Source organism: Prochlorococcus marinus str. MIT 9201 (assembly GCF_000759955.1).
In the GTDB taxonomy this organism is placed as follows: Bacteria; Cyanobacteriota; Cyanobacteriia; order PCC-6307; family Cyanobiaceae; genus Prochlorococcus_A; species Prochlorococcus_A marinus_G.
This window is the reverse complement of the sequence record NZ_JNAL01000017.1, coordinates 98,196-119,609: the sequence shown is the minus strand read 5'-3', so window position 1 is coordinate 119,609 and position 21,414 is coordinate 98,196. Positions and strand designations below refer to the sequence as shown.

The window sequence follows — 21,414 nt, the reverse complement described above, 5'->3', positions numbered from 1 at the left end:
CAATTAAAAATATAACATTATGAACCCTCAAATAGATATTCCACAGATATACAAAATTTTTAAAGAATTTAAAGATACCCTTTTTTTTTAACACCCATTTACTTCTTTGAAAAAATTTTTATTAAAGATTTCTCCCTCGAAAATCTAAACAATCTAAATATCTGTGAGCAAATTAAGGGAGCAAAAAATCCTGTAAGAAAAACTTCAGCAATTATATTTTGAAAGCTGGGCATAACAATTAAAAAAGTACTATCTGGAAAGTGTTTAAACAAAATTTGCAAAAAATACAAACTCCCACATATAAAACTTCCAAAAGAACAAATTAAACCATACCTAAAATGTCCCACCAAAATATTACTATGTGTCTTAAATCTCCCAAACCAAACTCCACACAAAACTAAACCTGGTATTTGAGTAAAATTACTATCCAAGGTTAAAGAGTCTAAAATAATACCTAAAAACAAACCAAATATTAGCCCATTATTTGAACCATGAAGCATTGACCATGGCAATAACCAAAATAAAGGCCAATATGGCTGAATACCTAAAAAACCGAGCCAATTTGGATGCCATAAAAAAATAATTGGGATAAAAATAAAGCAAATTATGGATAAATTTTTCATAAAAAATTTATTCATTAAATTTTTTCTTTCAGAATCTGAACCCAATCTATTACGTGGGGTTTTGCCAAAAGTAATATTTTTGCAGTTTTCTTTGCCTTGAATGGCTTACCTACCGATTGGACAATACCAATCGGGATATTTGGAGGCAATAGAGTACTGGCAGGAGAAGATGAAACGAAATCTCCAACTTTTATATCGGCATCTTCTGAATATAGTATTAAGTTAGGATAATCATCTCCAGAACCAACTAATAGTCCATGAATTTGAATTCTATCTACCAATACGCCTACTTTACTTTCTGGAGAAGTTAATAATGTTACTGAAGAAGTAAATAAAGAAGTACTGTTTACTCGTCCTAATAAGCCACCCGGACCAATCACACTGCTACCAATTTCAACACCATCTTTTGAACCTTTATTTAATATTATTTGTCTCCACCAACTACCTGTTTTTCTAGAAATTACTGCAGCTGAAATTTTTTCACCATTAGTTGATTCTCTAAGATATAAAATCTCCCTCAATCTTCTATTATCCTTTTCTAGAAGCTTTATTTTTACAAGAGATTCTTGATCTAAACTCTTACGAATAACTTCTTTTTGAAATTGACCAGGCCAAAAAGGCTTTGAAATAAAATAATAAAGATCCTTATAAAGAGAACCTTTTGATATTCTTACAAAAACCAAAAATAAAAAGACTACGAACAATATCCAGTTTTTCTTTTTATGCCACCAACGACTAGTAGAAATTCGCCGGATATCAAACATATTTTTAATCTCTTATCGCATTCCTTATAAAATCTGGAGTATCAACAACTCTTTTAAGTTTTTTAAAGTCATCCAAGACCTCTCCACAACCATTAACTACGCATAGCAGGGGGTTTTCAGCTATGTGAGTAAAAATTCCCGTTTCATCGCTTACCAAATCATTAATGCCTCTTACTAAAGCCCCACCTCCTGCGAGCATAATTCCCCTATCAACAATATCTGCAGCAAGTTCAGGGGGGGTTCGTTCTAAGGTTCTTTTTACAGCTTCTACTATTTTGCTTAAAGGATCAGCCATTGCTTCTCTAATTTCTCCAGATGTCAAAGTAACTGACCTGGGCAGGCCAGACAAAAGATGTAAACCTCTGACTTCTAGGGAAGTTTTATCAAAATCATCATCTGGAAATGCAGATCCAATTTTGATCTTAATATCTTCTGAAGTTCTCTCACCAACAACTAAATTATGAACTTTTTTAAGATAGAGAGCAATTGACTCATTGATCTCATCACCAGCTATTCGAACGGACTCACTTAATACAGTCCCGCCAAGACTTAAAACTGCAACCTCGGTAGTACCTCCACCAATATCAACAATCATTGTTCCAATTGGCTCAGTTACTGGTAATGATGCTCCTATTGCCGCTGCCACAGGTTCGTCAATTAAGTGAACTTCTCTAGCTCCGGCTAATCCAGCTTCTCTCACTGCTCTTCGCTCAACACTAGTAACGCCGCTTGGTATACCAATAACTATTCTGGGAGCTAATAAACCTTTCCCTTCGTTACATTTTTGAATAAATGTTTTTATCATTTGCTCTGCCGCATCAAAATCTGCAATAACCCCATCTCTTAAAGGTCTTACAGCTCTTATATTTCCAGGAGTCCTTCCAAGCATTAACTTTGCTTCTTTACCAACTGCTAATGGCACCCCTTCTTCTAAATCCATAGCTACCACAGAAGGCTCTTGTAAAACAACTCCCTTCCCTGATACATGAATAAGAGTATTGGCAGTTCCCAAATCTATGCCAATGTCTCTAGAAAATTTAAATCTGTTAAAAATCACGTTAAATAAATCTTTTTTTAAATAATATCTCTATTTTTTGTTTAGCTCTCATAATTATCTCACTTAGTTATGAATAGCACGCAAAACTTTGAGCAAAAACTGAAAATATGAGTAGTATAAAAAAAAATTATTTATGGAAATTAACACTATCAACCTAGTTGGCAGAGCTGGTAGAGAGCCAGATGTCAGATATTTTGAATCAGGTAGTATCGTAGCAAATTTTACTCTTGCAGTTAACAGAAGAAGCAGAGATGAAGAGCCAGACTGGTTTAACTTAGAGATATGGGGCAAACAAGCCCAAATAGCGGCAGATTATGTAAAAAAAGGGTCTTTAATTGGAATTACAGGAAGCTTTAAAATAGATAGTTGGAAAGATAAAAATACTGGCGAAGATAGATTCAAACCAGTTGTTAGAGTAGATAGACTAAATTTACTAAGCTCACGTAAAGAGTCTGAAGTTAACCAATATTCAAATAATAATAACCCATCTGACATCCCTTTCTAAGCCCTATTTTTTTTAATGAATCTAATAAGTAGTTTTATTAGAAAATACGAGAAAATTAGAACTAAAATTGGCTTTATAACATATTCGATCTGATCTAAATAAGTTTCAATGATTGGATAATTTTCACCAAATAAGTAGCCAGCATATGTTAAAAATGCTACCCATATAAAACTGCCAAAAGTGGTCCAAATCAAAAATTTTCTTAGTGGCATAAGCTCTATGCCAGCAGGAACTGAGATTAAAGTTCTTATACCTGGCACTAATCTTCCCCAAAAAACTAAAGGAACCCCATATCTTTCAAACCACCTTTTACTTTTAATTAAATCATTAGGCGAAATTCCTAAATATTTTCCTTTTTTTTCTAAAAAAATTGTAAGTCTTTTTTCATTCACTAATCTTCCAAAATAATACCAAGGTAAAGATCCAAGAATCGTTCCAAGTAAACCCCAGAATACTAAAATATAGAAATTTAATTTTTGTTGATATACAAAAAACCCTCCCAAGGGCATTATTATTTCTGATGGGATTGGGGGAATTATATTTTCTAAAAACATAGCCAAACAAATAGTGAGGTATGCAATTGTTGTATTCTTCTCCACAGCCAAACTTATATAGTCAGGAATTGAAGTCAGAAAATTTATTAAAGCTATATTCAAACTTAATATCTATATAGATCTGGTTTATAAGGTCCCTCAACAGAAACATTAATATAATCTGCTTGTTCTTTAGTTAATTTCGTTAATTTTGCACCAATTTTATCTAAATGTAATCTAGCTACCATTTCATCTAAATGTTTTGGTAAGACATAAACCTCCTTAGAATATTCTTCTGACTTATTAAAAAGTTCAATTTGAGCTAATACTTGATTAGTAAAAGAATTACTCATAACAAAACTTGGATGTCCAGTAGCGCAGCCTAAGTTGACTAATCTACCTTCAGCTAAAAGAATAATTTTATTTCCACTCGGTAAAGTGATGTGATCAACCTGAGGCTTAATATTTTCCCATTGATAATTTTTCAACGAAGCTACATCAATTTCATTATCAAAATGTCCAATATTGCAAACTATGGCCTCATCCTTCATCTTGAGAAGATTTTCATGGGTTATTACCTGGTAGTTACCAGTGGCAGTAACAAATATATCTATATCTTCGACAACATCATCCAGAGTTACCACGCTATAACCTTCCATTGCCGCTTGAAGTGCACAAATTGGATCAACCTCAGCAACTTTTACGATCGCACCAAGTCCCCTTAGAGATTGGGCCGAACCTTTTCCTACATCTCCAAAACCCATTACTAAAGCAACCTTCCCAGCAATCATCACATCAGTTGCACGCTTTATACTGTCAACTAGAGATTCTCGGCAGCCATATAAATTATCAAATTTGCTCTTAGTTACTGAATCATTAACGTTAATAGCAGGGAAAGGTAAAGCATTTTGCTTTTGGAGTTGATAAAGTCTTGCAACTCCGGTTGTAGTTTCTTCAGTGACACCAATGATATTACTCTTTATTCTGGAGTAGAAGTCACTATCATTTACCAATTTAGACTTAATAGAATTGAATAAAGCAATTTCTTCTTCATTACCAGGATTATCTAAAACAGATAAATCTTTTTCTGCTTTACTACCAAGTATCAATAAGCCAGTTGCATCTCCCCCGTCATCAAGAATCATGTTGGGAGAGTCTGAACCCCAATCAAGGATGTAGTGGGTATACTGCCAGTATTCATCAAGGCTCTCACCTTTTTTTGCGTATACAGAAATTCCCTGATTTGCGATAGCCGCAGCTGCATGATCTTGAGTTGAAAAAATATTGCATGAAGCCCATTTCACTTCTGCACCAAGATCAACAAGAGTTTCTATTAGCACTGCTGTCTGAATAGTCATATGAAGACTTCCAGCGATTTTTGCACCTTTAAGTGGCTTTTCAGATTGATATTTATCTCTAAGTGCCATTAATCCTGGCATTTCTGTTTCGGCAATTTTAATTTCTTTACGGCCAAAATCTGATAAGGTAATATCAGCAATTACGTAATTTGGTATGGAAGTTTTAACTGAATTTGCGATAACCATATTTAGGAATTCTTTTTCTATTAAACTATAAATGATTTTTGTGTAATTTTGTGTTTGTTGAGAATTTAGAAGAGACTTTAAATTTAGGAAAAAAACTCTCACACAAATTAAATCCCCAATCAATTGTTTTATTAAAGGGTCCAATTGGGGCCGGGAAAACTTCATTCGTGCAAGGCATTGCCAAAGGGCTTTCTATCTCTGAGGACATTACAAGCCCTACATTTGCCTTATCGCATCACTATAACTCTGGAAAAATTCCGCTAATTCACCTTGATTTATACAGGTTAAAAGATGTTTCTTCTGCAAAAGAAGTTTTTTTTTCAGAAGAAGAAGAGGCCGTGCAAAGCCAAGCTATTTTAGTTATTGAATGGCCGGAATTAATAGAACCAGTTATTGAAAATTTCTGGAAAATAGAAATTAGTTATGCAAAAAATTATGGAAGACACTATGAAATAAGAGATCCTAAAAATTTGTTGACTGTCTCATAATATGGCTGTTGCTCGATGGCGCCTTCACCAAGACAAGTTAATAATCCACAAACACCTGCAAACTTGATGCAATCTTCTATCTCTAGTTCATTTGAAGGATAGCCGGAAGAAATTAATTTTGAAATTAAGCCCGCAAGAAAAGCATCGCCTGCGCCAGTTGTATCGACAATTTTTTGTGAAGTAGGAGTTTCGCTTATTCCCTGCAATCCATTGATATACCATGCAATGGGATCTTTTCCATTAGTTATTATTACATCTGGGCTATTAGATATTTGTTGAGATATTAGCGAGGGATTTTCATTATCAAAAAACAAAGTTGCTTCCTCCTTGGCAAGTTTTAAAACATTTGCATGATTTAAAAATTTCTTAATTAAATTAACTCTTGCAGATTTACTAATTCCTGATGAAAAACTTGAATGATCCCAAAAGACTTCTCTCCAATTCAAATCAATAACTATTTTTACTTCAAATTTTTTAGCCCGTTCAAGGAGAAAAAAGATTGTCTCTGTTGATATTGGAGATGATAATAAGATCGTTCCGGTAACCAAATATTTTGTTTCTAGGAAAGATTTCTCCAATTTTAAAATGTCTTTTTCGATTAATTTCTTACTAAGAACTTCGTCTGCAAAGCATGATTGAGAAGTTTTTTCAAAGCCTGAAAAAAAACGATCTCCAAATTGATCTCTATCTACATTAACTACACGAGTAGACAGATCATTATCTAATTGCAAAAAATCTAGATTAACATCCAATTCATTAAGTAGCATGATAAATTTTTTTCCAAAATCATCACTTCCCAAACGTCCAATAAATGTAGAATCTATTTTTAATTTTCTTAATGCACAAGCTACATTAGCAGGGGCACCACCAAAAAAATTTGTAAATCCTTGATTTGACTTATTTCTAATTCTATCTATTAAAGCCTCTCCAACACATATGACCTTATTCTTTTTCATAAAGTGAACCCTTTTTCTTAACTAAGAATAATTTATAAAAAAACGAATATTTTTTTTTTGAATTAAAGTTTAATTAACCACATATTCATAGTGTCTTTAAATAAATCTGAAACTTGGAAATGGAAAAATTGGGAAATTTCTTGGTCTTTGTCAAAAAACTCTACTTTCAAAAATAATATAAATATTTTATTAATACATGGATTTGGAGCATCAAAACAACATTGGAGACATAATCAAGACTTTCTTGGCAAAGTTTTTAATTGTTACTCAATTGACTTACTAGGATTCGGAGAAAGCAGTCAGCCTTGCGCTTTATTAAATTATGAACCTCACAAAGAAAATTCAATTAAATATTCATTTGACTTGTGGAGTCATCAAATATCAACATTTTGTTCGGAAGTAATAAAATCTCCCGTTTACTTGATAGGGAATTCAATTGGTGGAGTTATTGCGCTTAAAGCCGCTGAGATTCTTAAAGAAAATTGTAAGGGCATCATTTTGATTGATTGTGCTCAAAGAACTATGGATGACAAACGTTTAAAAAAAAGTGATATTTTGATGAATTTACTGAGGCCGGTTTTAAAAACGTTGGTAAGGCAAAGAATTATTAGCAATACACTTTTTACAAGAGCTGCAAATCCAAAAGTTATAAAAAAAATTCTTACACAAGCTTACCCCTCGGGAAAAAATATCGATAAAGAATTAATTGAAATACTTTATCAACCGTCTAAAAGGACAAACTCGAAAGAAGCATTTCGTGGCTTTATTAACTTATTTGATGACTATCTTGCTACAGACCTTTTCGATAGAATTAATGCTCCAATCCAATTAATATGGGGTGAAAAAGATCCTTGGGAATCTTTAAGTGAAGCACAGGATTGGGAAAAAAAATTCAGTAATATCAAAAGATTAGACATTATAAAAGGTGCTGGACATTGTCCTCATGATGAAGAACCAGAAGAAACAAATAAGTTAATATGTGAATTTCTTCATGAAACAAAATAGGCTTCTACATTGTCACTGAGTCTCCTTAAACCTCTTAATCCATCTCTTTCAAGGTTTCTCACTCGATCTCTACTGATACCTAAAACTCTTCCTATGCCTGTAAGAGACATTGGCTCATCACCATCCATTCCGTATCTCATTCTCAATACTCTACATTGCAAATCTGGTAATTGATGCAACAGAGAATGAAGATCGCCTCTCATACAATCCATCTCTATTTGTTCATCTGGCAAATCCTCACCGCCTGCTAATAAGTCTAATAGAACAGTATCTTCACCGTCACCAACTTTTGTTTCAAGACTAACTGGCTGCCCAGCTTTGCACATCAAATCTTTTACATCTTCTTCAGGAAGCTCTACATATTTAGCAAGTTCGCTAATTGTTGGAGTCCTAGACATTTCTTGACTCAACTCTCTTTGCCCTTTTTTTAACTTATTCAACATTTCTGTAATGTGTATTGGTAGCCTTATTGCCCTACTTTTCTCAGCAATGGCTCTAGTAATACCTTGTCTAATCCACCAATATGCATAAGTTGAAAACTTATAACCTCTAGCTGGGTCAAATTTTTCTACTCCTCTAACAAGTCCTATCGTTCCTTCTTGAATTAAATCTAATAGTTCCATATTTCTTTTAGTATATTTTTTTGCGACGCTAACAACTAACCTTAAATTAGCTGCAACCATTCTTTCTTTAGCTCTCTGTCCAGCTCTTAATCTTTTTTTTACTGTAGAGGTAGACAGATTTACTTTTTTTGCTAATTCCTCAATACTGGGCTTATCTCCTGTTAATTCAATAATTTCTAATTCTGCTCTTTCGACTTGCATATATTCTTGTACCTGCCTACCAAGAGTAATTTCTTGTTCATGAGATAATAAAGGAACTCTACCTATGTCCCTTAAATAAGATCTGACAAGATCAACATCGTTGCTGGCCTTTAAACTTGATATTGTCGCTAATTTATTCTCACTTAATGCTTCAGTAGACATGAAAGTTGAATGTTGTTTTGTAAACAATACCATTAAGAAATGTAAAGTTAAACAAAAAAATCCACAATTTAACAAAAATGAGAATAAATACCTAGTGGATTTCTGTTTATGAAGAGCTTAATAACCATTTTGCAGTATTTAGATAAATAAATACACCTGCAATATCAGTAACTGTTGTTATGAAGGGAGAGGACATTAAAGCCGGATCCAATTTCATTCTGTCAAACAACAAAGGGAGTATAGCGCCAGTTGCAGCAGCTAAAGTCGTTATCGATATTAAACTTATTCCAACAGCGAAGGCTATTAAAGGTCCCTCTCCTTGCCACCAAGCAAAGGGAAATACTACTAGCATCATCAAAACCCCTAAAATAGCCCCTGTTATCGCTTCTTTAACTACTGACCTTATTGCACCAAGAGATTTCAATTTTTGAGTACTTAAGCCTCTAATTACAACCGTTGAACTTTGAGCACCAACATTGCCTCCAGTACCTATAAGGAGGGGTATAAATGCAGCTAGTAAAACTACATCTTTCAATATTTGATCATTCATCGCTATAACTTTTGTTGTCAAACCATTTGCCAATACCAAAATTAACAACCACAAAATTCTTCGACGAGCTATCGTAAAAAGATTACTTTGGAAATAATCATCCTCATCTCCAGGTTGAACTGCTCCCGCCGCGTAGATATCTCTTGTTGCTTCTTGCTCTATTACATCAATTAAGTCATCGACAGTTACTATGCCTACCAGCCTTTTTTCTTTATCTACAACAGGGAGCGCTAAAAAATCATATCTTTGTATAGCTCTCGCGACCTCCTCTTGATTCGTATTAGTAGAAATATTAACTACATCTCTTGTCATGACATCTCCAATTGGTTTAGAAGGATCAGCAGTTACAAGATCTCTTAAAGAAAGAATACCCGTTAAGTGCCTTTCTTTATCCGTCACGTATAAACTATAAATAGTTTCTGTAAACGGAGCTCGTTTTCTAACTAAAGAAAGAGCCTCAGCTGCTGTTTGCATCTCCTTAAGGTCTATAAATTCAGTTGTCATTAATCTTCCAGCAGTTTCAGGCTCATATCCAAGTAGTTCAGCTGTCACTTTTCTTTCACCAGGACTAAGAGCAGACAAAAATTTTCTTACAACTTTCGCTGGTAATTCATCAAAGAGTTGAACCCTATCATCAGGAGACATTTTTTCAACGATTTCTAAAACTTCTCCTGAACGAAGTCTGTCTAATAAAGTTTGCTGAACTATTGGATCTAAATATTCATAAACCTCAATTGCCTCATTTTTTTTTAACAATCGAAATGCCAATGCCTGCAATATTAATGGAAGGCTTCCAATAGCATCTGCAATATCAACTGGTTGAGAAGGTTCTAAAAGTAACTTTGCCTCATCATAATTTCCTGCCACAAGCAATTTTTCAAGTTGAATAGTAATATTTTCTTGAGTGCTCAAGTCTGAAGGTAAGGATGTAACAGGTTCAAGATTATTGTCATTCATGTATATAATTCCTCATCAAAGTAACAACACTATTATATGAAATTTAAGTAAATTTTCTACTTATCCAGAACCCAAAATACATTGTTAATAAGTTTAAGATAATAATTAAATTAAAAAAAATTATAAACTTTATCCAACTTCCTTGATTCAAAACTTTGAATAAAAAATATATAAATCCGCTAAAGGATGTAAAGCAAGAAAAAAAACCACTGAATAAAATCTTTTCGCTTGAGTAACTTAATCTTTTGCTAATAAAAAAACCAACGAAAAATGATCCAAGTATGGATATAAGAAAGTTATTATCTATATATAATCTAAAAAAAGTACCTAAATAACCAGCTAAAAATAAACAAATTAAGCCTTTTAATTTCACTTTAAAAAAATTGAACAAAAAAGTAACCTAAATAAAAAAAAAGAAATGAAATCATAATTACTTCTATATAGTGAAAAAATAAACGCATAAATTTCCTCTTTTGAAATAAAACAAATAGTTGATATATAAACGAAGAAAAAGTACTAAAACAACCTAAAAAACCACTGTAAAATAACAAAAAAGTGGGGTTACTAGTAAAATTTAATGCTACAAAAATTCCCAAAAAAAATGATGCTATGAAATTTACTATTGAAGTACTTTGTATATTAAATCCTATAATAATTTTGAAATTATTTTGTATAAATATTCTAAGTATTAATCCCAAGGTACTTCCTAAGAAAACAAAACTTATAGAGGTAAATTCCAAGGTTTACATTTTTATCCAGCCCTTTGTGATCTTATTAGGATCGTCTAATAATTTATTAGAACCTAATTCTACCCTAACCCAAATTTCATTTTCGCTTACTTTCCAATTACGCAAAATTGATAAAGTTGTACCTCCATTAAGAACTAATAATTCTTTAGAGTTAATCTCAGGAAAAGAATAAAGAGAAGTATTGCAACTCAAAATGATTTCTTTTGTATTATTGGAAAGCTTATTTTGATTTAAACATTTTTGTATTCCTCCAGCAGGTAATGTAATTGGAGCAATTAAGGCAAAAGTAATTAAGCAAAAATTCTTAAGGAGATTATTAATCATATATCTAAAGTTGCCATATCTAAGTTGCTACTATGGGTTTCAATAAACTCTCTTCTTGGTGCAACTTTATCTCCCATTAAAATATTAAATATTCTGTCAGCTTCTAGCGCATCTTCGATTTCAACTCTTTTCATCATCCTAGTTTGAGGATTCATAGTTGTATCCCACAATTGTTTTGGCATCATCTCACCTAATCCCTTAAATCTTTGGATATTATAATTTGCATTTTCTCCAAAACCTGCAATTGTATCCTTCAATTGAATCTCGTTATAACAGTATTTATGATTTTTACCTCTCTCCACTTTATATAAAGGAGGACAAGCAATATATATAAAACCTCTTTCAACTAGTTCTCTTTGATATCTATAAAAAAATGTCAGTAATAAAGTTCTTATATGAGCTCCATCAACATCAGCATCAGTCATAATTACAACTCTGTGATATCTTAAAGAGCTAACGTCAAACTCTTCTCCTTTTATTCCTAATCCGAGAGCTGTTATTAGTGATTGAATTTCAGTATTTTTATATATTTTAGTATCATCTGTTTTTTCTATATTAAGGATTTTACCCCTGAGAGGCAGAATAGCTTGAAAATTTCTATCTCTTCCTTGTTTCGCAGAACCTCCAGCAGAATCTCCCTCAACGATATAAATTTCTGATTCTGAGGGATCTCTAGAACTACAATCTGCTAATTTACCTGGCAAAGTTGAACTTTCAAGAACACTTTTTCTTCGCACTAATTCCCTAGCCCTTCTTGCAGCTTCTGCTGCATTAAATGATTGAATTGCTTTTTCAAGAATTAAGTCTAAAACACCTGGATTGAATTCCATATATTTTGTAAGAGCATCCCCAATAAGAGAATCAACAATTCCTCTTACTTCAGTATTCCCTAATTTTGTTTTTGTTTGTCCTTCAAATTCGGGATCTGGAACTTTAACAGATAAAACTACTGTCAAACCCTCTCTAATATTTTCGCCTGCTAAATTTTTTTCAATATCTTTTCTTTTACCTCTCTTTTTTGCAAGATTATTGAATGTTCTCGTCAAGACTGTCTTTAATCCTTCTATATGAGTTCCTCCATCAATAGTTCTAATATTATTAGCAAAACCTAAAATATTATCAGAATATACATCTGAACACCATTGCAGAGCTGCTTCTACGTAAACGTTTTCTTTCTGTGAGTCAACATAAATAATCTCAGGATGAATAGATTCCTTTTCTGCATTCATGTATTGAACATATTCTTTAATACCTCCTTGATATAAGTAAATTTCTTCTTTGAAAGAACCATCTGACAATTTATTTCTCTCATCTCTAAAAACAATTTTTACTCCACCATTAAGATAAGCTAATTCTCTTAATCTAGATGAAAGAAGATTATATTCAAATTCAATTCCTCCAGAAAAAATTGTTATGTCAGGTTTGAAAGAAATAGTAGTTCCTTTCTTTAAAGGTTTTGTAGTTTGCTTCTGAGTTTCCAATTCCCCCTTTGATACACCTTTTTCAAATCTTTGATTAAACTCACTGCCATCCCTATATACAGTTACATTAACCCATTCGCTCAAAGCATTAACTACAGATATTCCTACTCCATGTAAGCCACCCGAAACTTTATACCCACCACTTCCAAATTTACCTCCCGCATGAAGAACAGTTAATACAGTTTCTAAGGCACTTTTACCTGTCCTTGGATGAATATCTGTTGGAATTCCTCGTCCATTATCAGATATTGAGGCTGATCCATCTGCTCTAAGAACTATTTCTATATGATCGCAATGTCCTGCTAGTGCTTCATCAACAGAGTTATCAACGACCTCATAAACTAGATGATGCAAACCTCTAGGACCTGTAGAACCTATATACATCCCAGGGCGTTTACGGACAGGTTCTAAACCTTCTAAAACCTGAATCTGTTCCGCACCATAGTCATTTGAGATTTTATTAGATCTTTTGTCCTCACTCATTTAATATAAAAAAAAACATTAAACTTTTAAAATGTTATTTTAAAAGTACTTTCATTAAACTTACCACCGCAATAAAAGAAAGGCTCGAAGTATATGAAAAATTTAATTACTTTAATTATATAGCTATTAGATTTTTCTTCAGAAATTCATATGTCTTCTTATAAACCTCATGTAATAGTTCTAATTGGACCAACTGCAAGTGGCAAAACAGAATTAGCTATTGAGATTGCGGAATATTTCAAAACTCATATACATAATATCGATTCAAGACAAATTTATAAGTCTATGGATATTGGCACAGCTAAACCATCTAAGAATCAACAAAAAAAAATAAAGCATTTCCTGATAGATATTGAAGAGCCTATCAATCCAATGAACGTTAAACAATTTCAAAAAATTGCTCAAGAATCATTAAAAAAAGAAATTAAAAAAAATAAATTACCTTTTCTTGTTGGAGGAAGTGGTTTGTATATGAATTCAATAACAAAAGGGTTTTTTGTACCAGATGTCCCTCCGCAAAAAAATTTAAGAAAGCAATTAGAAGAACTTGGGCAGACAAAATGTTGGGAACTTTTAAAAACTTGTGATCCAATATCAGCAAAAAACATAAATTTTGCTGATCACATTAGAACAATAAGAGCTTTAGAAGTGTTTTATGTAACAGGGAATCCTTTATCAATTCAAAAAAGTCAAAAACCACCTGATTGGAAAATATTAGAACTGGGATTAGATAGAGACAATTTAAAAGAAAGAATTTTACAAAGAACAAAAAATATGTTCTTATCTGGAATTATTGATGAGACGAAACAAATTATTTCTCAATATGGATCTGAATTGCCCATGTTAGAAACCATTGGTTACCGTGAAGCAAGAAATGTTTTGAATGATAATTTAACGATTGAAAAGGCTATTGAACTAACTAGTACAAAAACGATTCAATTTTCCAAAAGGCAAAAAACATGGTTTCGTAATAAAAATAATCCTATTTGGCTTAATAACAAAAACCTGCTAAAAGATGCAATAATTAAAATAGAGTCTTTTTTAGGCTAACTTTACAAAATAATAGATTTCATTCATCATCCAATCAATTTATTAATTTAACTGAATGCCACCACGCCCACGCTTTGACCGCCGCACTCCTGTTAGAGAGCTCCCTAACATTAATGAAAGAATCAACTACTCCCAGCTGAGAGTAGTTGATTCAGATGGAAAGCAACTAGGTGTCATAGATAGATTGAAAGCATTAGAAATAGCCTCACAACGAGAACTGGATTTAGTTTTGGTGAGCGAAAAAGCTAATCCTCCTGTATGTAGAATCATGGATTATGGAAAATATAAATTTGAACAAGAGAAAAAAGCAAAAGAAGCAAGAAAGAAATCTCACCAAACAGAAGTTAAAGAAGTAAAAATGAGATATAAAATTGACAAGCATGATTATGACGTACGAATAGGCCAAGCTACTAAATTCTTGAAATCGGGAGATAAAGTAAAGTGCACTGTAATTTTTCGTGGTAGAGAGATTCAACACTCAAATTTAGCTGAAACACTTCTTTTAAAAATGGCTGATGATTTGGAAGAACAATCAGAAGTCCAGCAAAAACCCAAAAGAGAGGGAAGAAACATGATTATGTTCTTAAGCCCTAGAAAAACTCCTTTGATCAAAAAAGAGGCCGATTAAGCATTTATTATCTAAAAAGTATGACGAATGTTAAAGTGTCACTATAGATCAAAATAAATTAATCAGGATTTTTCTAAAGTGAGATTTCATATTCAACAAGAAAGTGATATCACAGCATCTACACAGCTTTATAATCAAATTTGCTTTGCAATAGCATCGAGACATTATCCTCCAGGTCATAGACTACCTAGTACAAGGCAACTTGCGATGCAGACTGGACTGCATCGAAATACTATAAGCAAAGTTTACAGACAACTTGAAATAGATGGAGTTGTTGAAGCGATGGCTGGATCAGGTATTTATGTAAGAGATAATCTTACTAATAGAGAGTTAAAAAGATCAGTTTACTCAAAAAATAAAATAATCAAACCGCCAAATCAAGAAGCGAAGAAGTCTATTGATAACTTCATAAATCTTGGCTGCACTTTACAAGAAACTAGAGAAATATTAACCAATGAAATTGATTGGCGTATTAAATGCGGAGCAAAAATTATAGTCAGTACTCCAAGAGAGGATATAGGCGCTTCAATGTTAATAGCAGAAGACCTCTCTCCAAAAATTAATGTACCAGTTGAAGTTGTTCCTATGGAAGAATTAGATAAAGTTCTAATTAATTCAAATAATGGTACTATCGTCACAAGTAGATATTTTTTACAGCCTCTAGAAAAAGTTGCTAAGCGACATGGTATTCGAGCTATTGCAGTTGACTTAAGCGACTTTCAAAAGGAATTAAAAATTCTGAAAGAATTAAATGCTGGAAATTGTGTAGGTATAGTTAGCATTAGCCCCGGTTTATTGAGGGCAGCAGAAGTTATCATACACAGCATGCGAGGTAGTGAATTAATTCTTATGACTGCAATCTCGGATAATAATAGTAGATTACTATCCCTCTTAAAGACTTCAAATTATATAGTATGTGATGGTCCGAGCTTATCTGTTGTAGAAAACGCATTATTAAAAAATCGCTCCCAACTGATGCGATTACCGCAAATTATATGCGCTAAAAATTATTTGAGTATCGAAACAATTAATCAATTAAAAAAAGAAATAGGAGTTATTAATTAGAACATGATGCTAAGAACATTAAAATCAGATATTGAAATTATCAAAGAGAGGGATCCTGCCGCTAGAGGAATCTTAGAAATTTTTCTTTGTTACCCAGGCTTTCAATCAATAGTTATTCATAGATTTACTCATAAATTATGGCAATTAAAAATTCCTTTAATTCCACGTCTTTTGAGTCATTTTAATAGGCTAGCAACAGGTATTGAAATCCATCCAGGAGCAAAAATAGGCAAAAGGGTATTCATAGACCATGGAATGGGCGTTGTGATTGGTGAAACAGCTGTAATAGGGAATAATTGTCTGCTTTATCAGGGAGTAACACTAGGAGGCACTGGCAAAAGTCATGGAAAAAGACACCCAACTTTGAAAGAAAATGTTGTTGTTGGAGCAGGTGCAAAAGTTCTTGGATCTATAACGGTAGGTTCTAATACTCGTATTGGTGCGGGTTCAGTTGTTGTTAGGAATGTAGAAGAAAATAGCACTGTAGTTGGAGTTCCTGGTAGAGTAGTCCATCAAAGCGGTGTCAAAGTAAATCCATTAGCTCACTCTGCCTTACCAGATGCAGAAGCTAATGTGATAAAAAATTTAATGGACAGGATAGACTCACTTGAAAATGAAATTCTTAAATTACAAAAAACTCTCCAATGTCTTGCTAACTCAGAATCTATTGATATTTCTAAACTCGGTGATTCCCAAAATATTAAAGATAAAGAAATTTTTGAATTTCTTGGCGATAATTAAACCTTATTTTTATCATCTACCTCAGTTTTAGGTTGAAACATAAACATTGAATAAATAACATTTCTTCTCATATTTGTCATCATTTCGAGAAACATATCATATCCTTCATTTTTATATTCGATTAGAGGATCTTTTTGGCCATAACCTCTTAATCCAACAGATTCTCTAAGGGAATCCATGGATTGAAGATGTTCTCTCCACAAATTATCAATTTGCTGCAAAATGAAAAATCTTTCAGCTTCTCTCATTAATCCTGGACGAATCTTTTCTATTTGTGATTCCTTTAAATCATAAGCTATTCTTAATTGCTCTTGAAGATAGTTTTTTAATTCTTCTATTGACAGTAAATTAATATCATCAGCCTTAAGATCATCTAATAAATATATAAATTCTTTGACTTTAGAAATTAATTGATCAATATTCCATTCTTCAGGAGGAAGATCAGGATTAATATAAGCCTCTACAATTTCACTCATTGTTCTTTCCCCATAACCAATTACTTGTTGTTTTAAGTCAATTCCTTTCAAGACTCTAAGTCTTTCGCCATAAACTGCTTTTCTTTGATTATTCATTACTTCGTCATATTCAAACACTTGTTTTCTAATATCGTAATAGTAAGTTTCAACTTTCTTTTGAGCACTTTCTAGAGACCTAGTGAGCATTCCTGACTCAATAGGCATATCTTCATCAACCCTAAATGCATTCATTAGACTTGCTACCCTATCACCTCCAAAAATCCTTAGCAAATTATCTTCTAAAGATAAAAAGAATCTTGTACTTCCAAGATCACCTTGTCTTCCAGCTCTACCTCTAAGTTGATTATCAACTCTTCTTGATTCATGTCTCTCAGTACCAATGACATGTAAGCCGCCAGCTTCTCTTACTTTTTCTTCTTCATGGATCAAAACTTTTTCATATTCTTCTTTTACATCCGATAATGATTCTCTTAAAAGTTTAATCAAGTCATCCTCAGTTGGTGCTTTTTCTGCAGCTGTAGCTATCCTGTCATCTAGTTCCAAAACAGAAAGTTGTCTATCTCCCCAATTTTTTACAAGTTCATTAGATAAAAAAGTGAGTTTCTTTTCAATTTCTTCATCAAGCTTGCAAGGGAAAAGACTATTTGAAGAGTTTGGGATTTTCTTTTTAAAATTTAAGTCTTCTTTTGAAGAAAAGCCGCTCTTAGACTTTAAATTTTTTTGTTTAGGGATGGGTGGCTTATGCTCATTATCAGGTTTAACAAGAATAGGAACTAAAATTTCTTTTAACTTGAGTCTTGACATATAGTCACTATTACCGCCAAGAATTATATCTGTTCCCCTTCCAGCCATATTAGTCGCAATAGTCACTGCACCAGCTCTCCCTGCCTGAGCAACAATTTCCGCTTCACGTTCAACGTTCTCTGGCTTAGCATTTAACAAATTATGCGGAATTTTTTCTTCAGATAGTAGTGAACTTAATAACTCACTTTTTTCAACGCTTGTTGTACCGACTAAAACAGGTCTACCATCTCTATGAATTTGTGCAGTTTCTCTGGCAACGGCTTTCCATTTACCAATCTCTGTCTTAAATACTTGATCAGACCAATCTTGTCTCTTTCTTGTTTGATTTGTTGGTATAACTGTTGATTCTAATTTATAAGTTTTTTCGAATTCAACCTCCTCAGTTTTTGCAGTTCCCGTCATACCTGCCAGCCCGGGATATAGGAGAAAGAAATTCTGATAAGTAATGGATGCTAATGTTTGAGTCTCAGGCTGAATTTTAAGACTTTCTTTCGCTTCTATTGCCTGATGTTGTCCATCACTCCAACGTCTTCCAGGCATTACCCTACCAGTAAATTCATCCACTATCACAGCCTCATCGTTCTTAATAATATAATTTACATCTTTAATAAATAATTCTTTAGCTTTTAAAGCGTTAGTTATATAATGAGCCCAAGGATCTTGAGGATTATATAAATCATTAACTCCCAAATACTCTTCGCATTTTGCGAAACCCTGATCAGTTAAGATACAACTTCTCTGTTTTTCATCAACTTCATAATCGCCTTCTGGATCAATTCCATCTTTACTTAATTCTTTTGCTTTGACTAATACCAGAGATAATTCTGAAGCTTTTTGATATTTTTCTTGTGGTCTTTCAACTTGGCCAGAAATGATTAGAGGGGTTCTTGCTTCATCAATTAATATTGAATCAACCTCATCAATTACACAGTAATTGAATTTTCTTTGAACTACCTCATTAATATCTGTAGCCATATTATCTCTTAAATAATCAAATCCTAATTCTGAATTAGTGGCATAAGTTATATCACAATCATAATTTTTCTTTCTCTCAACTGGATTCATATCTTGCTGAATCAAACCAACGGATAAACCTAAAAAACGATGAACTTGTCCCATCCACTCTGCATCCCTTCTAGCTAAATAATCATTTACGGTAACAACATGAACACCTTTTCCAGTAAGAGCATTTAAATAACAAGGTAATGTTGCGACAAGAGTTTTTCCCTCTCCAGTTTTCATCTCAGCAATTTGACACTCGTTTAAAACCATCCCGCCTATTAACTGCACATCAAAATGTCTCATATCAAGAACACGTTTACTTGCTTCTCTTACTATTGCGAAGGCTTTAGGAAGAAATTCTTCCAAGAGTTCTTTTTGTTTTTTAAAATCTAATTCTGATGAAATCGTTGATTTAAGATTTTGAGTTTCTTTTCTAAGCTCATCATCAGTCAATTGAGAAATTTCTTCTTCTAAAAAATTTATCTCTTCCACTATTGGTTGATAGCGCTTTAACTTTCGTGTATTCGGATCTCCCAACAAAAGTTTTAGCATAAGTAAATTTCCTTCAGTAGTTTATTTTATTACAAACATTATAAATCAGTGCGTTACAACAGAATGAAGAAAAATGTTATCTCTTTATTTTATAGAAACGATCGATTAAGGTATTTAGATTAAAGTCATAAAAATAACCTAGCTGACATTACTTCTCAAAATCTTTTTAATAAATGAAAGAAATATCTCTAATTAAACATGCCAATGGAGCTTTAGGGTTAAGGGTTTTTGGATTAGGTCCTAATCTGAAACCCACGAACGGATTAATTAAGCTACAAAAATTATTAGATAACAATGCTTTCTGGGCAAAAAATAGAACAATTAATGATCTAAAAAAATGCCTTGCTAACAGTGATGTCATAATAAGTCTTTGGGTTGGTAAGGAAATAGTTGGTTTTGGAAGAGCTTTAACCGATGGGATTTATCGCGGAGTGCTTTGGGATATTGTTATAGATCAAAATCACCAAGGCCAAGGTTTTGGTACATTAATTGTAAAAAATCTTTTATCTTCAGAAAAAATTAAAAATACAAAAAAATTGTATTTAATGACTACAAATAAAAAATTATTTTATTCTCAAATTGATTTTAAAGAAGTTACTTCTCAAAATTTATTAATACGTGAAATATAAAGCACCTTGTTTCTAGAGAAACAAAATCAAGATACAAATTTACTATAAAGCCATCTTATAAAAGGTCCTAAAATAGGAACCGGCCCAAAAGTTGGTCCGCAAAAATCAAAGTAATCTCTGTGCTCTTTAATTAATCCATTTTCACCAAATAATAAACGAGTAGTTCCAGGATAAATAAATTCTTTACCCATAATTTTTAAACCCATTGTCCATTCAACAAATCCACAATCCCCAGTTATGGAAATTGCATGAGTTTCTAAAAAAACATCATCACATCTTTTAACTAGCTTTTCTTGAGCTTTAACATAAGAATCTAAGCCCTCTGTTTCCTGGGTTGGGTCTGTAAAAATAACATCCTCATTATAAAATTCAGCCCATTTTTGTTTTGTTGGTGCATCCTTACCATAAGGTTTAGTAAATAATCCCTTTAAATCCTCAATAGAAATTACTCTTGCCATTTCGAAATTTTTTAAGAATATCTTAAAAGATAAAAACTTTAAAAGCGGATGAAGAGATTCGAACTCTCGACATTCTCCTTGGCAAGGAGATGCTCTACCACTGAGCTACATCCGCATAACTTTTTTATTTTATCTCAAAGAAGGGATCAATGATAAAAATAATTAAATTTTTTCAATTAATTTAAATTTTTAATTAAGGATCCCATCTCAATTGCTTGTAAAGCATAATTCCAACCAAGATTATTTTTAATCCCTGCTCTTTCTAAAGCCTGCTGCATAGTATCAGTAGTTAAAACTCCAAAAATAATTGGAACATTATTTTCATTTGAAACTTGCGAAATACCTTTGCTCGCTTCAGATATAACGACATCATAGTGGGAAGTTTCACCACGGATCACAGCGCCAAGAGCAATGACAACGTCATAACTCTTTTTTTTCATGAGTGTTTTAGCTGCGATTGGTAATTCGAATGAACCAGGAACCCAAACTATATCTACTTGATCGCTTAATTCAGAAGTATCTAAACCATGTCTTTTTAAACAATCAAGACAACCAGATAAAATTTTATTTGTAATTAGATCATTAAATCTTGCTATTACAATCCCAACTTTTAAAGAAGAGGCATTAGTAAAAGAACCCTCAAAAATTGCCATTAAATTTACTTAGATATATTAATAGACTCTCACGAAAAGGTATTAAGTTCAAACTAATGAAGAAACTATCCCTGTAACAAAAACCAAAACAACCCAAACAGCAGCAATAGAATAAATTTTTCTCCTACTTTCTCGCTGTCCTTCCTCAGTAGAAGGTTGAGTCACATATAAAACGGGTACTCCAACTACCGCAATTAAAGAAGCAAATAAAAGAGCATTTACGAAAAAAAAGTTAACAGCCTGCATAATTTAATCTTAGGTTTCAAACATTATAAATACTATAATCTCATGAAAATGATAATTTTTAGAGAAAATTTACATACTTTAGCCACTATTAAATGCAAAAAAAAA

At 32.6% G+C, this 21,414-nt stretch carries 24 protein-coding genes and 1 tRNA gene; 8 read left to right on the top strand and 17 right to left on the bottom strand.

Translation table 11 applies throughout. The features are described from left to right. Positions 1-98 precede the first annotated feature (98 nt). Genes EU95_RS01640 through EU95_RS01650 form a run of 3 tightly spaced genes read right to left on the bottom strand, consistent with a single transcriptional unit; the run spans position 99 to position 2,444 of the window. Positions 99-638, bottom strand: coding sequence for a hypothetical protein (locus EU95_RS01640; RefSeq protein WP_032522770.1), 540 nt, complete (start codon positions 636-638; stop codon positions 99-101). Beyond that, entirely contained in the window at positions 638-1,387 is a 750-nt protein-coding gene (mreC, locus tag EU95_RS01645; protein WP_032522753.1) for a rod shape-determining protein MreC, read from the bottom strand. The genes EU95_RS01640 and mreC overlap by 1 nt, the downstream gene beginning before the upstream one ends. A 4-nt stretch (positions 1,388-1,391) precedes the next feature. Further along, a complete protein-coding gene (locus EU95_RS01650; RefSeq protein WP_032522752.1) occupies positions 1,392-2,444 on the bottom strand; it encodes a rod shape-determining protein in 1,053 nt (350 codons plus the stop codon). Positions 2,445-2,577: 133 nt separating this feature from the next. On the opposite strand from EU95_RS01650, the gene EU95_RS01655 reads away from it, so the two are divergent. Continuing rightward, entirely contained in the window at positions 2,578-2,949 is a 372-nt protein-coding gene (locus EU95_RS01655; RefSeq protein WP_032522751.1) for a single-stranded DNA-binding protein, read from the top strand. Here the strand turns inward: EU95_RS01655 and EU95_RS01660 are convergent. After that, positions 2,946-3,605, bottom strand: coding sequence for a DedA family protein (locus EU95_RS01660; protein WP_032522750.1), 660 nt, complete (start codon positions 3,603-3,605; stop codon positions 2,946-2,948). The two genes, EU95_RS01655 and EU95_RS01660, sit on opposite strands and share 4 nt — an antisense overlap. Before the next feature lie 2 nt (positions 3,606-3,607). Further along, positions 3,608-5,026, bottom strand: a complete 1,419-nt coding sequence (gene ahcY, locus EU95_RS01665; RefSeq protein ID WP_032522749.1) for an adenosylhomocysteinase — start codon at positions 5,024-5,026, stop codon at positions 3,608-3,610. A gap of 50 nt (positions 5,027-5,076) precedes the next feature. Here ahcY and tsaE point away from each other — a divergent pair, with 50 nt between their 5' ends. Continuing rightward, the gene (gene tsaE, locus EU95_RS01670; RefSeq protein WP_032522748.1) at positions 5,077-5,514 is read left to right on the top strand and encodes a tRNA (adenosine(37)-N6)-threonylcarbamoyltransferase complex ATPase subunit type 1 TsaE; all 438 of its coding nucleotides are present in this window, start codon (positions 5,077-5,079) and stop codon (positions 5,512-5,514) included. Here tsaE and EU95_RS01675 read toward each other — a convergent pair. Continuing rightward, positions 5,472-6,470 (bottom strand): carbohydrate kinase family protein, encoded by a 999-nt coding sequence (locus EU95_RS01675; protein ID WP_032522747.1) that lies wholly within the window; start codon positions 6,468-6,470, stop codon positions 5,472-5,474. The two genes, tsaE and EU95_RS01675, sit on opposite strands and share 43 nt — an antisense overlap. A 90-nt stretch (positions 6,471-6,560) precedes the next feature. On the opposite strand from EU95_RS01675, the gene EU95_RS01680 reads away from it, so the two are divergent. Then, complete coding sequence (locus tag EU95_RS01680; RefSeq protein ID WP_032522746.1) at positions 6,561-7,475, top strand: alpha/beta fold hydrolase; 915 nt, start codon at positions 6,561-6,563, stop codon at positions 7,473-7,475. Here EU95_RS01680 and EU95_RS01685 read toward each other — a convergent pair. The 6 genes from EU95_RS01685 to gyrB all read right to left on the bottom strand — a co-directional run bounded on the left by EU95_RS01685 (position 7,460) and on the right by gyrB (position 13,005). Then, on the bottom strand, positions 7,460-8,461 hold the full coding sequence (locus tag EU95_RS01685) for an RpoD/SigA family RNA polymerase sigma factor (RefSeq protein ID WP_032522745.1): 1,002 nt from the start codon (positions 8,459-8,461) through the stop codon (positions 7,460-7,462). The two genes, EU95_RS01680 and EU95_RS01685, sit on opposite strands and share 16 nt — an antisense overlap. A 106-nt stretch (positions 8,462-8,567) precedes the next feature. After that, positions 8,568-9,968 (bottom strand): magnesium transporter, encoded by a 1,401-nt coding sequence (gene mgtE / locus EU95_RS01690; protein WP_032522744.1) that lies wholly within the window; start codon positions 9,966-9,968, stop codon positions 8,568-8,570. A gap of 43 nt (positions 9,969-10,011) precedes the next feature. Next, positions 10,012-10,341 carry a CrcB family protein gene (locus tag EU95_RS01695; protein WP_032522769.1) on the bottom strand — a complete coding sequence of 110 codons (330 nt, stop codon included), beginning with the start codon at positions 10,339-10,341 and terminating at the stop codon, positions 10,012-10,014. 1 nt (position 10,342) lies between these two features. Then, positions 10,343-10,708 carry a FluC/FEX family fluoride channel gene (locus EU95_RS0109145; protein WP_032522743.1) on the bottom strand — a complete coding sequence of 122 codons (366 nt, stop codon included), beginning with the start codon at positions 10,706-10,708 and terminating at the stop codon, positions 10,343-10,345. A 3-nt stretch (positions 10,709-10,711) separates the two neighbouring features. Continuing rightward, entirely contained in the window at positions 10,712-11,041 is a 330-nt protein-coding gene (locus EU95_RS01700) for a hypothetical protein (protein ID WP_032522742.1), read from the bottom strand. Next, on the bottom strand, positions 11,038-13,005 hold the full coding sequence (gyrB, locus tag EU95_RS01705; RefSeq protein ID WP_032522741.1) for a DNA topoisomerase (ATP-hydrolyzing) subunit B: 1,968 nt from the start codon (positions 13,003-13,005) through the stop codon (positions 11,038-11,040). The genes EU95_RS01700 and gyrB overlap by 4 nt, the downstream gene beginning before the upstream one ends. Positions 13,006-13,155: 150 nt before the next feature. Between gyrB and miaA the strand changes: the two genes are divergently transcribed. The 4 genes from miaA to cysE all read left to right on the top strand — a co-directional run bounded on the left by miaA (position 13,156) and on the right by cysE (position 16,489). Continuing rightward, complete coding sequence (gene miaA, locus EU95_RS01710; protein WP_032522740.1) at positions 13,156-14,055, top strand: tRNA (adenosine(37)-N6)-dimethylallyltransferase MiaA; 900 nt, start codon at positions 13,156-13,158, stop codon at positions 14,053-14,055. Positions 14,056-14,110: 55 nt separating this feature from the next. Continuing rightward, positions 14,111-14,683 (top strand): translation initiation factor IF-3, encoded by a 573-nt coding sequence (infC, locus tag EU95_RS01715; RefSeq protein ID WP_032522739.1) that lies wholly within the window; start codon positions 14,111-14,113, stop codon positions 14,681-14,683. Between the two features lie 78 nt (positions 14,684-14,761). Beyond that, entirely contained in the window at positions 14,762-15,748 is a 987-nt protein-coding gene (locus EU95_RS01720; protein WP_032522738.1) for a GntR family transcriptional regulator, read from the top strand. Between the two features lie 6 nt (positions 15,749-15,754). Then, positions 15,755-16,489, top strand: a complete 735-nt coding sequence (gene cysE / locus EU95_RS01725) for a serine O-acetyltransferase (protein WP_032522737.1) — start codon at positions 15,755-15,757, stop codon at positions 16,487-16,489. Here cysE and secA read toward each other — a convergent pair. Next, on the bottom strand, positions 16,486-19,323 hold the full coding sequence (secA, locus tag EU95_RS01730) for a preprotein translocase subunit SecA (protein WP_193742498.1): 2,838 nt from the start codon (positions 19,321-19,323) through the stop codon (positions 16,486-16,488). The two genes, cysE and secA, sit on opposite strands and share 4 nt — an antisense overlap. Before the next feature lie 173 nt (positions 19,324-19,496). On the opposite strand from secA, the gene EU95_RS01735 reads away from it, so the two are divergent. Further along, positions 19,497-19,952: a GNAT family N-acetyltransferase gene (locus tag EU95_RS01735; protein WP_032522735.1), complete on the top strand. Its 456-nt coding sequence runs from the start codon at positions 19,497-19,499 to the stop codon at positions 19,950-19,952. A gap of 26 nt (positions 19,953-19,978) precedes the next feature. Here EU95_RS01735 and EU95_RS01740 read toward each other — a convergent pair whose 3' ends face one another. The 4 genes from EU95_RS01740 to psbZ all read right to left on the bottom strand — a co-directional run bounded on the left by EU95_RS01740 (position 19,979) and on the right by psbZ (position 21,309). Beyond that, entirely contained in the window at positions 19,979-20,410 is a 432-nt protein-coding gene (locus EU95_RS01740) for a nuclear transport factor 2 family protein (RefSeq protein ID WP_032522734.1), read from the bottom strand. Positions 20,411-20,453: 43 nt separating this feature from the next. Then, positions 20,454-20,525, bottom strand: a tRNA-Gly gene (locus EU95_RS01745). A gap of 61 nt (positions 20,526-20,586) precedes the next feature. Beyond that, complete coding sequence (gene ribH, locus EU95_RS01750; protein WP_032522733.1) at positions 20,587-21,063, bottom strand: 6,7-dimethyl-8-ribityllumazine synthase; 477 nt, start codon at positions 21,061-21,063, stop codon at positions 20,587-20,589. A gap of 48 nt (positions 21,064-21,111) precedes the next feature. Further along, positions 21,112-21,309 carry a photosystem II reaction center protein PsbZ gene (gene psbZ / locus EU95_RS01755; RefSeq protein ID WP_002807211.1) on the bottom strand — a complete coding sequence of 66 codons (198 nt, stop codon included), beginning with the start codon at positions 21,307-21,309 and terminating at the stop codon, positions 21,112-21,114. Positions 21,310-21,414 lie beyond the last annotated feature (105 nt).

Excerpts from the sequence above, each read along its gene's own strand:
- secA (WP_193742498.1), bottom strand. The coding sequence starts at position 19,323 with ATGCTAAAACTTTTGTTGGGAGATCCGAATACACGAAAGTTAAAGCGC.
- psbZ (WP_002807211.1), bottom strand. The coding sequence starts at position 21,309 with ATGCAGGCTGTTAACTTTTTTTTCGTAAATGCTCTTTTATTTGCTTCT.
- EU95_RS01735 (WP_032522735.1), top strand. The coding sequence starts at position 19,497 with ATGAAAGAAATATCTCTAATTAAACATGCCAATGGAGCTTTAGGGTTA.
- EU95_RS01685 (WP_032522745.1), bottom strand. The coding sequence starts at position 8,461 with ATGTCTACTGAAGCATTAAGTGAGAATAAATTAGCGACAATATCAAGT.
- EU95_RS01675 (WP_032522747.1), bottom strand. The coding sequence starts at position 6,470 with ATGAAAAAGAATAAGGTCATATGTGTTGGAGAGGCTTTAATAGATAGA.
- cysE (WP_032522737.1), top strand. The coding sequence starts at position 15,755 with ATGCTAAGAACATTAAAATCAGATATTGAAATTATCAAAGAGAGGGAT.
- EU95_RS01740 (WP_032522734.1), bottom strand. The coding sequence starts at position 20,410 with ATGGCAAGAGTAATTTCTATTGAGGATTTAAAGGGATTATTTACTAAA.
- ribH (WP_032522733.1), bottom strand. The coding sequence starts at position 21,063 with ATGGCAATTTTTGAGGGTTCTTTTACTAATGCCTCTTCTTTAAAAGTT.
- EU95_RS01700 (WP_032522742.1), bottom strand. The coding sequence starts at position 11,041 with ATGATTAATAATCTCCTTAAGAATTTTTGCTTAATTACTTTTGCCTTA.
- gyrB (WP_032522741.1), bottom strand. The coding sequence starts at position 13,005 with ATGAGTGAGGACAAAAGATCTAATAAAATCTCAAATGACTATGGTGCG.
- miaA (WP_032522740.1), top strand. The coding sequence starts at position 13,156 with ATGTCTTCTTATAAACCTCATGTAATAGTTCTAATTGGACCAACTGCA.
- mgtE (WP_032522744.1), bottom strand. The coding sequence starts at position 9,968 with ATGAATGACAATAATCTTGAACCTGTTACATCCTTACCTTCAGACTTG.
- EU95_RS01655 (WP_032522751.1), top strand. The coding sequence starts at position 2,578 with ATGGAAATTAACACTATCAACCTAGTTGGCAGAGCTGGTAGAGAGCCA.
- EU95_RS01640 (WP_032522770.1), bottom strand. The coding sequence starts at position 638 with ATGAATAAATTTTTTATGAAAAATTTATCCATAATTTGCTTTATTTTT.
- ahcY (WP_032522749.1), bottom strand. The coding sequence starts at position 5,026 with ATGGTTATCGCAAATTCAGTTAAAACTTCCATACCAAATTACGTAATT.
- infC (WP_032522739.1), top strand. The coding sequence starts at position 14,111 with ATGCCACCACGCCCACGCTTTGACCGCCGCACTCCTGTTAGAGAGCTC.
- mreC (WP_032522753.1), bottom strand. The coding sequence starts at position 1,387 with ATGTTTGATATCCGGCGAATTTCTACTAGTCGTTGGTGGCATAAAAAG.